Here is a 14,579-nt window from a genome sequence, read left to right on the forward strand (position 1 = left end):
TCAACTGAACGCGCCGCGGCGCGGACGCGCTGCGTCCGCCGCCCGATCGTTCGCACCAGGAAACCGTTCGCCCGATGCCTCCCGCCATGCCTTCCGTCTTCTCCTCTCGCACGCCGTCCCGTTTCCGGCTAGCCGCCCTGGCGGCGGCCCTGACCACCTCCGGCGCCGCCCAGGCCCAGGCCCCATCGGCCGCCGACAACACCGCCACGCTACCCGCCATCACCGTCATCGACCGCTCCAACCAGGGTTCGATGCGGCCCGGCGCCTTGCGCGACGAACTGGTCAAGACGGAATCCATCAGTGAACGCGCCATCGCCAAGGCCGGCGCCACCAACATCAACGAAGCGCTCGACAAGAATCCCGGCATCGCGGTGCAGGTGGAATGCTCGATCTGCAATGTGCGCAACGTGCTGTTGAACAACCTGCCCGGCCGCTACACCACGATGATGATCGACGGCGTGCCGATCTTCTCCTCGGTATCGTCGGCCTATGGACTGGACAGCGTCAGCGTCTACGGCGTCGAGCGCATCGACGTCGCGCGCGGCGCAGGCGCCAGCCTGATCGCCCCGGAAGCCCTGTCCGGCTCGGTCAACATCGTCACCAAGCGCCCCACCGAGGCCGAGAACCGCGCCCGCGCGCAGATCGGCAGCTACGGTTCGCGCCAGGGCGACGCCTACCTGGCGCGACCGTTCGAGGGCGGCGCCATCACCGCCACGCTCAACTACAACAAGCACGACTCGGTCGACGCCGACCACAACGGCATCTCGGAATACACCGGCTACGACCGCAGGCTGGGCGGCATCGGCTTCTTCCTGGACGACGCGGGCGGCTTCAAGGTCCGCGGGCGGATCGACGTGGTCAACGAAAAGCGCGGCGGCGGCGCGCTGGGCGCCGATTATTCGGCCATCAAGCACAGCACCACGGGCAACCCCTTCAACTGGAGCGGCGGCGTACACGGCTCGCCCGACCGCAACGGCTGGGTCAGGCCGGAAGACGGCACCATCGTTGACTACGACGAGGGCCCGGACGGCGATCGCGGCGGCCGCGGCGGCATGTCCGAGATCATCTTCACGGATCGCGTGCAGTTCATCTCCACCGGTGAAAAGCACTTCGGCGACAGCCTGTTGCGCCTGGCCGTCGGCGCGGCAGAGCACAAGCAGGACAGCTTTTACGAGCTGGCCACCTACATCGCCCGCCAGAAGCAGTATTACGCCGAAGCCAGTTGGCAGACGCCCATCGCCGGCTGGTTGACCACCACCGGCGCCAACTTCCGCTACGAAGACCTGAAAAGCCACGGCAGCATGGAAGACGGCACCGCCGTGCGCGGCGTCGACGACTATGCCTATCGCACGCCCGCGCTGTTCGTGCAGGCCTACCGCGCCTTCCTGGACGACGCGCTGGAAATCAACGGCTCCGTGCGCTATGACCGCCACAACGTCTTCGGCGGCATCACCTCGCCGCGCCTGAACGCGCTCTATCACCACACGGCCGAGCTCTCCAGCCGCTTCAGCATCGGCAAGGGCTTCCGCGCGCCCACCAGCTTCTTCGAGCAGGAGCACGGCATCCTCAACACCATCCGCATCGACCGGCGGATCACCAAGCCAGAGGAGTCCCTGAACGCCAGCTATGCGCTCAACTACGCCGACGACCGGCTGGCGGTGACCGGCTCCTACAACTACAACCGCATCAAGAACTTCGCCATGCTCGACCCGAGCCAGATAGATGCCAACGGCGACCCGATCACGGTGTTCAGCAGCGCGCGGCAATCCGTCATCGTGCAAGGCGTGGACGTGACGCTGTCCTACCTGGTCACGCCCGCCCTGTCGGTCATGGCCGCCGCCGAAGGCTTCAACTACCGCTTCCCGGCGGGCTCGCTGATCTTCGCGCGGCCTTACGCCAAGGCTTACCTCGGCCTGGACTACGACCGCGGCAGCCTCGACCTGAACGCCAAGCTGGTCTGGACCGGCCCCATGAACCTGCGCAAGTTCCACGGCGACGGCTCGGACGGCCCGAACCGTTACAACCTCGACGGCACGCCCAAGCGCGACAAGAGTCCCGGTTTCTTCACGCTCGACCTGCGCGGCGAATACGCCATCAACAAGAACTTCACCTTCTACGCCGGTGTCGACAACGTGTTCGACTACAAGCAGTCGGACAAGGAAAGCCCGCTGTTCGTCGACAGCGCGGGCGATATCGACGTGACGCAGTTGTGGGGGCCAAGCCGCGGGCGCTACCTGTACGCCGGCACCAAGATCAGCTTCTGATGCGCCGCGGGCTGCTGCACGCCTGCCTGGCACTGTGCGCCGCGCCGCTCATGGCGGGCGCACAGTCGCCGCCGGGGTCGCCTCTGCCGGCCGGGCGCGCCTGGGACTTCTCGCTGCCAACGCTGGCCGGCGACCGCTTCGTGCGGCTGGCGGCGCTGGACGGCCCGGTCCTGGTCAATTTCTGGAGCCGCGACTGCCCGCCGTGCGTCGCCGAGCTGCCGCGGCTGCAGGCCTTCGCCGCCGACCATCCGGCGTGGGCCGTGCTGCTGGTCAGCACCGATACGCCGGCCGTCGCCACGGAATTCGCGCGGCGCCACGACATCACTCTGCCGGTATTGCGTCCGGGCGGCAATGTCCTCGCCCTGATGCGCGCCGCCGGCAACCGGGGCGGCGCCCTGCCATTCACGGTGGCGACCCGCGCCGCCCACATCTGCGACGGACAGCTCGGCGCGCTGTCCACGGCGGATCTGCAACGCCTCACGGCGCGCTGCGCAACGGCGCCGGCTACGCCCGTCGCGCCCGGCCCGTGACGCCGCCGCGCCGGGCGCGACGGGCGCGCCATGCGCGCATTGGCCGCCGCCGGTCACGCGGCGCGCTGCATGCCACGCGACACCCGCACCGCCCCGCCTGCTGGCAGGGACGGCCCGGCCGCCATGGCGTGGCCGGCTAGGCGTCGCGTGTCACCCGCAGGATCTCTTCCGGCGAGGTCTCCCCGCTTTCGACCCAGCGCGCGCCATCCTCGCGCATGCTGAACATGCCGGCAGCGCTGGCGGCGCGGCGCAGTTCGCGCTCGTCGCTGCCTTCGTGGATCAGGCGGCGCGCCTCGTCATCCACGGTGAACAGTTCATGGATGCCGGAACGGCCGGCGTAGCCGGTATGGTTGCAGGCTTCGCAGCCCACCGGCTGGAATACCCTCGCACCGTCCCGCATCGACGGCTTCTTGCAGGCTGCGCACAGCTTGCGCACCAGCCGCTGGGCCAGCACCCCCAGCAGCGACGAGGACAGCAGGAACGGCTCCACCCCCATGTCGGTCAGGCGCGTCACCGCCGACACCGCGTCGTTGGTGTGCAGCGTGGCCAGCACCAGGTGGCCCGTCAGCGACGCCTGCACCGCGATCTGCGCGGTCTCCAGGTCGCGGATTTCCCCGATCATGATGACGTCCGGATCCTGGCGCAGAATGGCGCGCAGCGCCAGCGCGAAACTCATGTCGATCTTGGCGTTGACCTGGGTCTGGCTGATGCCGGGCAGGTCGTACTCGATCGGGTCTTCCACGGTCAGGATGTTGCTGGTGGAGGCGTCCAGCCGGCTCAGCGCGGCGTACAGCGTGGTGGTCTTGCCGCTGCCGGTCGGGCCGGTCACCAGCACGATGCCATGCGGCTGGCGGATCAGCCGGTCCAGTTGCCGCAGCACGCCGGGCGCCATGCCCAGCTTCTCCAGCCGCAGGCGGCCGGCTTCCTTGTCCAGCAGGCGCAGCACCGCGCGCTCGCCATGCCCGGTGGGCAGGGTCGAGACGCGCACGTCGATCGGCCGGCCGCCTACCCGCAGCGCGATGCGGCCATCCTGCGGCAGGCGCTTTTCGGCGATGTCCAGATGGGCCATGATCTTGATGCGCGAGATCAGCGCCGCGTGCAGCGCCTTGCGCGGCGAGACCACGTCGCGCAGCGTGCCGTCGACCCGGTAGCGCACCACCGAATGGGTCTCGAACGGCTCGATGTGGATATCGCTGGCGCCGTCGCGCGCCGCCTGCGCGAACAGCGCGTTGATCATGCGGATCACCGGCGCGTCGTCCTGCGCATCCAGCAGGTCGGCAACCTCGGGCATGTCCTGCAGCAGTCGGTCCAGGTCGATCTCGTTCTCGGCCACGCCCATCACCGAGGCGGCGTCCTCGGCGTGGCTGTAGGCCGCCGCCAGCAGCGTTTCCAGGGCGTCGTCGTCCACCCGCGCCACGGCGATGTCGCCATGGCAGCGCTGGATCTCGCGCACCGCCCATTCGGGCGTGCGCGGGCTGACCGTCAATTGCGCGTGGCCGGCGCGCAGCGACAGCACCGCCCGCTGCGCGCGCGCCCAGGCGTAGGGCAAGGGATGCGCGCTCATAGATGCGAGACCAGTTCGCCCTTGAAGCCCAGTTCCTTGAGCAGCGCCGTCGCGGTGGAGATCGTGCCGGGGTCCTTGGACACCTGGCTGCGCACCACGTAGCCCATGCCGCCCGGCCCCGTCTGCACGTAGGCCTGCAGCCCGCTGGCCTGCACCCGCTGGGCGATGCGGTCGGCCTCGGCGCGCGTCTTGACCGAGGCGAACTGCAGCGTCGCGCTGGCGCTCTCGGCTTCGCCGTAGAGCGAGGACGGATCGCGCGCCACGCTCACGCCCAGCGGCAGGCTGGCGCGGATCGGCTGCGCCGGATCGCTGGTCTGGCGCGCCGCCGGGTACTGCCGCACCGCGAACGACTCGACCGTCGTGGGCGGCGGACGCCGCATGGTCTCGGCCAATTGGTCGGGACGCATGTCATATGCATTGTTGGACACCGACGGCGCCGACCCGGGCGGCGGCAGCATCGGCGCCTGCATGTTCGGCAGCAGCCAGTGGTCCCCCGGTTGCGCGCCGCCCTGGGCGCGGCGCATGTAGTCGTAGCGGTCCATCGTCACGCCCGCGCTCTGGCGCGCATCGCGCACCACGTAGGGCCGCAGGAACACCATCAGGTTGGTCTTGGTGCGCTTGCGGCTGTCGTACTTGAACAGCGAGCCCAGCACCGGAATCGAGCTCAGGCCCGGCACGTTGTTGGAGGTCAGCGTCACGTTGTCTTCGAGCAGGCCGCCCAGCACGATGATCTGGCCATCGTCGATCAGCACGCTGGTGTCGATGGCGCGCTTGTTGGTGACGATGCCGGTGGTCGCCGACGAACTGCTCTCGTCGATGCTGCTGACTTCCTGATAGATGTCGAGCTTGACCGCGCCGCCTTCGGAAATCTGCGGCCGGATGTTCAGCTTCAGGCCGACGTCCTCGCGCTGGATGGTCTGGAACGGATTGGAGCTGCCATTGCTGCCACTAGTGACGTACTGGCCGGTCACGAAAGGCACCGTCTTGCCCACCAGAATGCTGGCAGACTGGTTGTCCAGCGTCAGCAGGTTCGGCGTGGACAGAATGTTGGCTTCGCCGCTGTTCTGCATCGCGCGGGCCAGCACGCCCAGGTTGATGACCTTGTTGCCAAGCACGTCAACCGTGCCCTTGACCACGCCCAGGCTCAGGCCGCCGCCCAGCGCGTCGATCGAGGTCGGGCCCTTGCCCGACAGGCCGCTGCCGCCAAGGTTGGTGCCGCCGATGAAGCTGGTGCCGCCGCTGTTGATGTTGCCGGCACCGGTCATCCACTGGATGCCGAATTCGGCCGCCGCCTGCTCGCTGACCTCGACGATCAGGCTTTCGACCAGCACCTGCGCACGGCGCTGGTCGAGCTGATCGATCACTTCCCGCAGGCTGCGGTACAGCGGCTCGGGCGCCGCGATGATGAGCGAGTTGGTGGCCGGATCCGCCTGGATCGTCGCGCCGCCGGCGGAGTAGGACACGGCCTGATTGCCCGAGTCATCCCGCGCGATGCGGTCCTGGTCGCCGGACAGGCCGCCCTTGCCATTGCCGGACCCATTTGGCGTATTGGACGACATGCCCAGGCCCGAAGCGGGATTGGCGCCGCCACCGGACGATTGCGACGGGCGATTGCCGCCGGCCTGTCCGGAATTGCCGCCCGCGCCAGCGGTGTTGGCGCCGGGCGCCGAATTGGCCTGACCGGCCAGCAGCCCGCCCAGCACCTCGGCGATACGGGTGGCCTGCGCGTTGCGCATGTAGACCACGTGCAGGTTGCCGGCGCGGTTCTGCTGCGCGTCCAGCTTGGTGATGAGATCGCGCGCCAGGCGCGTGCGCGCCGGACTGCCGGCGCGGACCAGCACGCTGTTGCTGCGCGGGTCGGCCACCACCGCGATGCGTTGGGTCGGGTCGCTGCTCTGCGTGTCAAGCAATTGCGACGCCAGGATGGCGATGTCGGAGGCGATGCCCGAACGCACCGGCACCACGTCGGTATCGATCGAGCTGGGCACGTCGATGCGCGCGATCACGGCCGCGATGCGGTCGAGGTTGTCGGCATAATCCGTCACCACCAGCGTATTGTTGCCGGGATACGCGTTGATCGGGTTGTTGGGCGGCACCATCGGGCGCAGCACCGGCACCAGGTTGGCCGCATTCTCGTACTTCAGCGGGAACACCCGCGTCAGCATCTCGCCGCTATTGCCCGAGCGGCCGCGCGCGAAGTCCGCGACCGGCACCGGCGCCTTGCCCGCGCCGCCGGCGGCGGGCGCCGGGCGCGGATCACCCACCACCGCGCTGCCCTGCAGCTTGGCGTCGGCCTCCGGCACCACGCGGGTCACGCCGTCCACATCGACGATCGCGAAGCCTTGCAACCGCAGCGCGCCGGTCAACATCGACAGCGCCTGTCCGCTATCGACCGGCCGGTCCGACACCAGCGTGAGCTTGCCCTTCACGCGCGGATCCACCAGGAAATTGCGCTTGGTGAACAGCGACAGCGCACGCAGCACGGCGGGGATGTCCGTGTCCACGAAGTTCAGGCTGACACGATTGTCCGCCTGTTGAGCATGGGCCAGACTGGCCGCGGGTCCGAGTTGGCTTGCCGCTAGCAAGACCGCAAGGCTGAGTTGCGCGAGATGACGCATGACGAGATGTGCCTGAGACGTGAAGTCGTGTGAAAAAACGTGAAAGCGCGTCGGAGTATACGGGGTGACACTGCAACACTACGGTCATAATCCAGAGGCAAGGTGACGGGCTGCAAAGCCTTGATTTACGGGCCTTTCCGCCAAACGGCGACGGCCCCGAGCCACCTTCCCACCATGCCATCTTTTCGTTACGAAGCGACTGACGCGCTCGGCAAGATCGTGCACGGCACGATCGACGCCGACAGTGAACGCGGCGCCCGCAACCAGTTGCGCGGCCGCGGCCTGCTGCCCCTGTCCACCACCCCCGCCGCGCGCGTCGAAGGCCTGGGCGCCGCGCTGCGCACGCGGCTGTCCGATGCCGACCTGGCCTGGCTCACGCGCCAGCTCGCCAGCCTGCTGGCCGCCCGCCTGCCGCTGGACGCCGCGCTCGGCGCCACGCTCGAACAGGCCGAGAAGAAACACATCGCCGCCACGCTCGAAGGCGTGCGCGACGATGTCCGCGCCGGCCATCGCCTGTCCACCGCGCTGGCCTCGCGCCCGCGCGACTTTCCCGAGATCTACCGCGCCCTGATCGGCGCCGGCGAGGAATCCGGCGACCTGGCGCAGGTCATGGAGAAACTGGCGGACTACATCGAAGAACGCAACACGCTGCGCAGCAAGGTCATGACGGCGTTCATCTATCCCGCCGTGGTGGCCTGCGTCTCGGTCATCATCGTGATCTTCCTGCTGGGCTACGTCGTGCCGCAGGTGGTATCCGCCTTCAACCACGCCAAGCAGCAACTGCCGCTGCTGACCCGCATCATGCTGGCGCTGTCCGACTACGTGCGCGACTGGGGCCTGGCCACCGGCGCCGTCATCGCGCTGGCCATCATGCTGTGGCGTTACTCCCTGCGCGCGCCCGCCGCCCGCCGCGCCTGGCACGCCCGCGTCCTGCGCCTGCCCCTGGCCGGCCGCTTCGTGCTCGGCGTCAACGCCGCCCGCTTCGCCTCCACCCTGGCCATCCTCTGCGGCAGCGGCGTCGCCCTGCTCACCGCCCTCGACGCCGCCCGCCGCACCCTCGGCAACGACGTCCTGCGCGGCGCCGTCGACGAAGCCGCCGCGCGCGTGCGCGAAGGCGCCTCCCTGTCAGCCTCGCTGGCCGCGCAGAAAGCCTTCCCCTCGCTCCTCATCCACCTGATCGCCAGCGGCGAAAAGACCGGCCAGCTCCCCGAACTGCTGGACCGCGGCGCGCAGAACCTCTCACGCGACCTCGAACGCCGCGCCATGGCCATGACCGCCCTGCTCGAACCCGCTCTCATCCTGCTGATGGGCGGCTTCGTCCTGCTGATCGTGCTGGCCGTGATGATGCCGATCCTCGAAATGAATCAACTGATCCGCTAGACGCACAAAAGGAAAAGGCCCGCGCACCAAAGAAATAGCAGCGCCCCAAAAGCCGCCGTCCTCCCATCCCCTCTCTCTTGCCCCCTGCGCGAAGCGCCCCCCTCCCAACGCCCCACCACCGCGTATGCCCGGGACGGCCGCCCGCGCGGCCGTCCCGGGCGGGCCCCGAAAACCCCCACGCAGGCAACCGCCGCAGCAGCGCTTCATTTCTCAATGGTGCGAGCCCGGCGCGCAGGCGCAGCGGGTGCGGGCGCCGTCGATGCGCCCGAGGGAATCTGAAGGCAGTCGCCGAAGGCGACAACGAAGATGACGAAGGGGCAGTCCGGAGCGAACGCTCCGGACCGCAATCGTTGGCGCCCGCACCCGCTGCGCCTGCGCGCCGGGCGCCTCAAGAACGCAACCGCCCGCCCCAAAAAACTTCGGGGAGACCATAACGATCCCCCCGACAGTCAACCCGAGCAAACCCAGCGCAAATTCAAAGCGCCTCTTCGTCGCTCTCCCCTGTCCGAATCCGGATCGCCTGCTCCACCGGCGTCACGAAGATCTTGCCATCCCCGATCTTGCCGGTACGAGCCGCCTTCACCACCGCCTCGATCGCCGCCTCGACCTGGTCATCCGGCAGCACCACCTCGACGCGGATCTTCGGCAGGAAATCCACCACGTATTCGGCCCCGCGGTAGAGCTCGGTATGCCCTTTCTGGCGCCCGAACCCCTTCACTTCGGTCACGGTCAGCCCGCTGACGCCGACCTCGGCCAGCGCTTCGCGGACTTCGTCGAGCTTGAAGGGTTTGATGATGGCGGTGACTTGTTTCACGTTGGTCGTCCTGATTGTTCGATCTGTTGCGGCGCCCCGGGGTACATATCGGACCAGGGCACAATGATTGAGAGAATACCACCGGCGCCCGGCCCGCCAAGCCCGGCGCCTCGCCTGCCGGGAAAACCCGCAGACCGGTCAGGCCGGCGGCGTCTGGTCGGGAATCCGGTCGGCGTCGCGCATCCACACCGCCGACTCCGAATCGCTCGGCGCGCGCCAGTCGCCGCGCGGCGACAGCGACCCGCCCGAGCCCACCTTGGGCGCGTTCGGCACGCAGGTGCGCTTGAACTGGCTGAGCCGGAAGAACCGGTCCAGGAAGATCTTCAGGTTGCGCTTGATCGCCGCCAGGTCGTATTGGTTGCGCGCCACGTGGCCGCCTTCCGGCCAGGCGCCGGCATCGCGGTCGCGCCAGGCCGCCAGCGCCAGGAACGCCACCTTGGTCGGCGCGAAACCATAGCGCAAGGTGTAGTACAGGTTGAAATCCTGCAGCTCGTAGGGCCCGATCGTGTCTTCGCTCTTCTGCGTCGGCTTGCCATCATCGCCACCCGGCACCAATTCGGGGCTGACGTCCGTGCCCAGCACGTCCAGCAGCACCGCAGCGCCGGCTTCGCCCAGGCGGCCGGATTCGGCCACCCAGCGCACCAGGTGCGTGATGAGCGTCTTGGGCACGCTGGCGTTGACGCTGTAGTGCGACATGTGATCGCCCACGCCATAGGTGCACCAGCCCAGCGCCAGCTCGCTCAGGTCGCCGGTGCCAATGACAATGGCGTTGTTGAAATTGGCGATGCGGAACAGGTGGTTGGTGCGTTCGCCGGCCTGCACGTTCTCGAAGGTGATGTCGTACACCGGCTGGCCAGCGGCATAGGGATGGCCGAGATCCTTGAGCATCTGCAGGCAACTCGGACGGATGTCGACCTCGGAGGCCGTGCAGCCCACCACCGCCATCAACTGGCGCGCCTGCTGCAGCGTGCGCGTACTGGTGGCGAAACCCGGCATGGTCACGGCCAGGATGTTGGCGCGCGGCAGCCCCAGCGTGTCCATGGCCTGGGCGCAGACCAGCAGCGCGTGGGTCGAATCCAGCCCACCCGAGATGCCGATGACCACCTTGGACATGCCGCTGGCCGAGAGCCGCTGCGCCAGCGCCTGCACCTGAATGTTGTAGACCTCCTTGCAGCGCTCATCGCGGCGCCGGGGGTCGGCCGGCACGTACGGAAAGCGCGCCACGCGCCGCTCCAGCGGCAGCTCGGCGTCCTCCAGCGGCGCCGCGACCGGCACCAGCACCTGGCGGAACTTGCGCACTTCGTCGCGGTGACGGCGCGCCGACTGGCCGAAGGTGGTCTGGTGCATGCGCTCGCGCGACAGGCGCTCCAGGTCGACGTCGGCAAACAGCAGGTGAGATTCGTTCAGGAAGCGCTCGGATTCGCCGAGCAGTTCGCCGTTTTCGTAGATCAGCGCCTGGCCGTCCCAGGCCAGGTCGGTGGACGACTCGCCGCGGCCGGCCGAGGTATACATGTAGGCCGCCAGGCAGCGCGCCGACTGCTGCGCCACCAGTTGGTGGCGGTAGGCCGACTTGCCGACCACGATGTTCGAGGCCGACAGGTTCACGAGCACCGCGGCGCCGGCCAGCGCCGCGAACGAGGACGGCGGGATCGGCACCCAGACGTCTTCGCAGATCTCGACGTGGAACTGGAACAGCGGCAGCTTTTCCATCTGGAACAGCAGCTCGGGGCCGAACGGGACGGTCTGGTCCAGCAGGCGGATCTCGGTGGCGACGGCGCAATCGGCCGCGCTGAACTGGCGCGCTTCGTAGAATTCGCTGTAGTTGGGCAGGAAACTCTTGGGCACCACGCCCAGGATGCGGCCGCCGGCGATGACCACGGCGCAGTTGTAGAGTTGGTGCGCCACCCGCAGCGGCGCGCCGACGATGACCGCGATATCCAGCTCGGCCGTGGCCCGCGCCACCTGGTCCAGCGCCGCCTCGCAGGCGTCCAGGAGGGCCTTCTGGTGGAACAGGTCGTCGCAGGTATAGGCGGACAGGCCGAGTTCGGGGAACGCCACCAGCACGGCGCCGCCCTGGGCCGCCTGCTGCGCCAGCGCGATGGTCTGCGCGGCGTTGAAGGCCGGGTCCGCGACCTTGCACTCGGGCACGCCCACGGCGACCCGGGCGAAGCCATGGGAATACAGGTTGAAGAACGGGTTCGACATCGGATCCATCGCCTGGGGCGCCTTGATACGGAACTGCACGAAACGGGCCTGCTGCAGGCCCCGGGAATCCTACCTGGCGATTATCTCACGGCGTCATGCGCCGGACGGCGGCGCCAGGCGCTCCGGATCGGCCCGGTGATGCGCGCCTTCGGCCGCCAGCGCCGCCTGGACGGCGCCCTCGCGCAGGTAGCTGCCCATGGCGCCGATGTCCGCGCCAGACGGCTGCTGGTACAGCCGCAGGCCCAGTTCCGGCAGGATCGCCAGCAGATGGTCGAAGATGTCGCCCTGGATGCGTTCGTACTCGACCCAGGCGGTGACGGCCGTGAAGCAATAGACCTCGACCGGAATGCCATCGGCGGTGGGTTCCATCATGCGCACCATCATCGCCATGTCCTGGCGCACCTCGGGGTTCTGCTTCAGATAGGCCAGGCCGTAGGCGCGGAAGGTGCCGATATTGGTCAGGCGGCGGCGGTTGGCCGGCACGCTGGCCAGCTCGCCCATGGTCTGGTTGGCCTGGGCGATGTCCTGGGTCTTGACCCGCAGGTAGTCGTGCAGCAGCCGGAAGCGCATCAACTGCTGGGCTTCCTCATCGGTCAGAAAGCGCACGCTGCTGGCGTCGATGCGCAGGGTGCGCTTGATGCGCCGGCCGCCCGATTCGAACATGTGGCGGTAGTTGCGGTAGCTTTCCGAGAACAGCTTGTAGGTCGGCACCGTGGTGACGGTGTTGTCCCAGTTCTGCACCTTGACCGTATGCAGCGCGATGTCCTTGACGAAGCCGTCGGCGTTGGACTGCGGCATCTCGATCCAGTCGCCGATGCGCAGCATGTCGTTGCTGGTGAGCTGGGTGCTGGCCACCAGCGACAGCAGCGTGTCCTTGAACACCAGCAGCAGCACCGCCGACAGCGCACCCAGGCCGGAGATCATCCACAGCGGCGAGCGGTCGATCAGGATCGACAGCACCAACACGGTGCACACCGCCATCAGGATCAGCTTGCTGATCTGGATATAGCCCTTGATCGAGCGGGTCTGCGCCCGGGTGGTGGCCGAATAGGTGTCCTGCCAGGCGCTCAGCACCCCGGAAAACGCCACGAACACGCAGATCCAGGCGCCGGCGTGGGCCAGCCGCCCGACCAGCGTGGCGGCCTTCTCGACGTGCGGGACCAGTTCGATGCCCACCGACACCACCGCGAACGGCACCGCGTACCACAGGTTCTGGTAGGCGCGACGGCGCTGCAGCGCCTTGTCCCAGTCCTCGTGGCCGCTGACCACCAGCAGCCGGTGCGCCAGCAGCAGCACCACCCGCGCGACCACCCACTGGACGAACAACGCCGTCAGGATCAGCACGCCGATGCCGACCAGCGTTTGCGCCCACGGCTGGTGCGGCATATAGGTATCCAGTTCGGTGGCCAGCTGTTCCCATTCCATGGGCATAGGTCGTGTGCTCTCTTTCAGGTGACGGGGGACGTTCTCATCCTTAGGCGGCTCGGCGATGGAAAAACGCCGTGGACCGCCGGATATGACCCTGAATTATCCGACAACTCGCGCCGCCGCGCGTTTCCAGCCGCAACAGCGTCGCGCCGGATTCGTCAGGCGCCCGAGGCAGGCCCTATAATCCCCGCCATCATGGCAAACACTCCCTCCCCCGATCAAAACCAGTTCGCCAACAAGGCGCAGGCCTGGTCCGCCCGGTTCTCGGAACCGGTTTCCGAACTCGTCAAACGCTACACGGCGTCCGTGGACTTCGACAAGCGCCTGGCGCGCGTCGACATCCAGGGTTCGCTGGCGCACGCCGACATGCTGGCGGCCCAGGGCATCATCGGCGCCCAGGACCTGGCCGACATCCAGCGCGGCATGACCCAGATCCTGTCGGAAATCGACGCCGGCAGCTTCCAGTGGCTGCTCGACCTCGAAGACGTGCACCTGAACATCGAGAAGCGCCTGGTCGAGCTGGTCGGCGATGCCGGCAAGCGCCTGCACACCGGCCGTTCGCGCAACGACCAGGTGGCCACCGACATCCGCCTGTGGCTGCGCGGCGAGATCGACACGCTGATCGACCTGCTGCGCCAGTTGCGCCACGCGCTGGCCACGGTGGCGCTGGACAACGCCGCCACCATCATGCCGGGCTTCACCCACCTGCAGGTGGCCCAGCCCGTCACGTTCGGTCACCACCTGCTGGCCTACGCCGAGATGTTCGGCCGCGACGCCGAGCGCCTGGCCGACTGCCGCCGCCGCGTCAACCGCCTGCCGCTGGGCGCCGCCGCCCTGGCCGGCACCTCGTTCCCGATCGACCGCGAACGCGTCGCCAAGACGCTGGGCTTTGACGGCGTCTGCCGCAATTCGCTCGACGCCGTCTCCGACCGCGACTTCGCCATCGAGTTCTGCGCCGCCGGCGCGCTGATCATGACGCACGTCTCGCGCCTGTCCGAAGAACTGGTGCTGTGGATGAGCCCGCGCGTCGGCTTCATCGACCTGGCCGACCGCTTCTGCACCGGCAGCTCGATCATGCCGCAGAAGAAAAACCCCGACGTGCCCGAACTGGCGCGGGGCAAGACCGGCCGCGTCAACGGCAACCTGGTCGCCCTGCTGACCTTGATGAAAGGCCAGCCCCTGGCCTACAACAAGGACAACCAGGAAGACAAGGAAGGCCTGTTCGACACCGTCGACACGGTGCGCGACACGCTGACGATCTTCGCCGACATGGCCGCCGGCATCAAGGTCAAGGCCGACAACATGCGCGCCGCCGCGCTGCAGGGCTTCGCCACCGCCACCGACCTGGCCGACTACCTGGTCAAGCGCGGCGTGCCGTTCCGCGATGCCCACGAAGTGGTGGCCCACGCCGTGCGCGACTGCGAACAGCGCGGCTGCGACCTGGCCGATCTGTCGCTGGATGAGCTCAAGGCCTATCACCCGACCATCGGCGACGACGTGCACCAGGTGCTGACGCTGGAAGGCTCGGTCGCCGCGCGCAAGCACGTGGGCGGCACCGCCCCCGAACGCGTGGCCGAGGAAGCCCGCCGCGTGCTGCAGGAAACGGCGGCGTAACACGCCGGCGATTCCCTGGCGGGAAAACAAGCGGCCTCGGATTTCCGGGGCCGTTTTCTTTTGTGGCCACGCTACGCAAATGACCTGTCACGGCGTGTCATTCCTCGTTTCGGATCTCGCACAGGCGGCGGGGAGGGGTTCGCTATGATGGGCGCTTTTCCA

9 protein-coding genes are annotated in these 14,579 nt (G+C 68.2%); 4 read left to right on the forward strand and 5 right to left on the reverse strand.

Annotated elements, in window-relative coordinates; all coding sequences use genetic code 11:
- Window positions 1-86 precede the first annotated feature (86 nt).
- On the forward strand, window positions 87-2,264 hold the full coding sequence (locus tag SB816_RS15220) for a TonB-dependent receptor plug domain-containing protein (RefSeq protein WP_410547236.1): 2,178 nt from the start codon (window positions 87-89) through the stop codon (window positions 2,262-2,264).
- Complete coding sequence (locus tag SB816_RS15225; RefSeq protein ID WP_054504117.1) at window positions 2,264-2,794, forward strand: TlpA disulfide reductase family protein; 531 nt, start codon at window positions 2,264-2,266, stop codon at window positions 2,792-2,794. The genes SB816_RS15220 and SB816_RS15225 overlap by 1 nt, the downstream gene beginning before the upstream one ends.
- 136 nt (window positions 2,795-2,930) lie before the next feature.
- Here the strand turns inward: SB816_RS15225 and gspE are convergent, their stop codons facing one another.
- Both gspE and gspD read right to left on the reverse strand, forming a co-directional pair.
- The gene (gene gspE / locus SB816_RS15230; RefSeq protein ID WP_054504116.1) at window positions 2,931-4,358 is read right to left on the reverse strand and encodes a type II secretion system ATPase GspE; all 1,428 of its coding nucleotides are present in this window, start codon (window positions 4,356-4,358) and stop codon (window positions 2,931-2,933) included.
- A complete protein-coding gene (gene gspD / locus SB816_RS15235) occupies window positions 4,355-6,976 on the reverse strand; it encodes a type II secretion system secretin GspD (protein ID WP_054504115.1) in 2,622 nt (873 codons plus the stop codon). Before gspD ends, gspE begins: the two co-directional genes overlap by 4 nt.
- Before the next feature lie 174 nt (window positions 6,977-7,150).
- Between gspD and gspF the strand changes: the two genes are divergently transcribed.
- On the forward strand, window positions 7,151-8,356 hold the full coding sequence (gspF, locus tag SB816_RS15240; RefSeq protein WP_269874624.1) for a type II secretion system inner membrane protein GspF: 1,206 nt from the start codon (window positions 7,151-7,153) through the stop codon (window positions 8,354-8,356).
- A 475-nt stretch (window positions 8,357-8,831) separates the two neighbouring features.
- Here the strand turns inward: gspF and SB816_RS15245 are convergent, their stop codons facing one another.
- From SB816_RS15245 to SB816_RS15255, 3 genes are all read right to left on the reverse strand, one after another.
- Window positions 8,832-9,170, reverse strand: a complete 339-nt coding sequence (locus SB816_RS15245; RefSeq protein WP_006386376.1) for a P-II family nitrogen regulator — start codon at window positions 9,168-9,170, stop codon at window positions 8,832-8,834.
- 138 nt (window positions 9,171-9,308) lie between these two features.
- Window positions 9,309-11,375, reverse strand: coding sequence for an NAD(+) synthase (locus tag SB816_RS15250; protein WP_410547267.1), 2,067 nt, complete (start codon window positions 11,373-11,375; stop codon window positions 9,309-9,311).
- A gap of 93 nt (window positions 11,376-11,468) precedes the next feature.
- Complete coding sequence (locus SB816_RS15255; protein WP_054504113.1) at window positions 11,469-12,800, reverse strand: mechanosensitive ion channel family protein; 1,332 nt, start codon at window positions 12,798-12,800, stop codon at window positions 11,469-11,471.
- Between the two features lie 198 nt (window positions 12,801-12,998).
- Between SB816_RS15255 and argH the strand changes: the two genes are divergently transcribed.
- Window positions 12,999-14,417 (forward strand): argininosuccinate lyase, encoded by a 1,419-nt coding sequence (gene argH / locus SB816_RS15260; RefSeq protein WP_006386379.1) that lies wholly within the window; start codon window positions 12,999-13,001, stop codon window positions 14,415-14,417.
- The last annotated feature ends 162 nt before the right edge of the window (window positions 14,418-14,579 follow it).

The organism is Achromobacter sp. SIMBA_011 (assembly GCF_046535435.1).
GTDB classification, from domain to species: Bacteria; Pseudomonadota; Gammaproteobacteria; order Burkholderiales; family Burkholderiaceae_B; genus Achromobacter; species Achromobacter dolens.

What these genes read in the sequence shown, in the direction of transcription:
- SB816_RS15220 (WP_410547236.1), top strand. Translation starts at nt 87, where the DNA reads ATGCCTTCCGTCTTCTCCTCTCGCACGCCGTCCCGTTTCCGGCTAGCC.
- SB816_RS15225 (WP_054504117.1), top strand. Translation starts at nt 2,264, where the DNA reads ATGCGCCGCGGGCTGCTGCACGCCTGCCTGGCACTGTGCGCCGCGCCG.
- gspE (WP_054504116.1), bottom strand. Translation starts at nt 4,358, where the DNA reads ATGAGCGCGCATCCCTTGCCCTACGCCTGGGCGCGCGCGCAGCGGGCG.
- gspD (WP_054504115.1), bottom strand. Translation starts at nt 6,976, where the DNA reads ATGCGTCATCTCGCGCAACTCAGCCTTGCGGTCTTGCTAGCGGCAAGC.
- gspF (WP_269874624.1), top strand. Translation starts at nt 7,151, where the DNA reads ATGCCATCTTTTCGTTACGAAGCGACTGACGCGCTCGGCAAGATCGTG.
- SB816_RS15250 (WP_410547267.1), bottom strand. Translation starts at nt 11,375, where the DNA reads ATGTCGAACCCGTTCTTCAACCTGTATTCCCATGGCTTCGCCCGGGTC.
- SB816_RS15255 (WP_054504113.1), bottom strand. Translation starts at nt 12,800, where the DNA reads ATGGAATGGGAACAGCTGGCCACCGAACTGGATACCTATATGCCGCAC.
- argH (WP_006386379.1), top strand. Translation starts at nt 12,999, where the DNA reads ATGGCAAACACTCCCTCCCCCGATCAAAACCAGTTCGCCAACAAGGCG.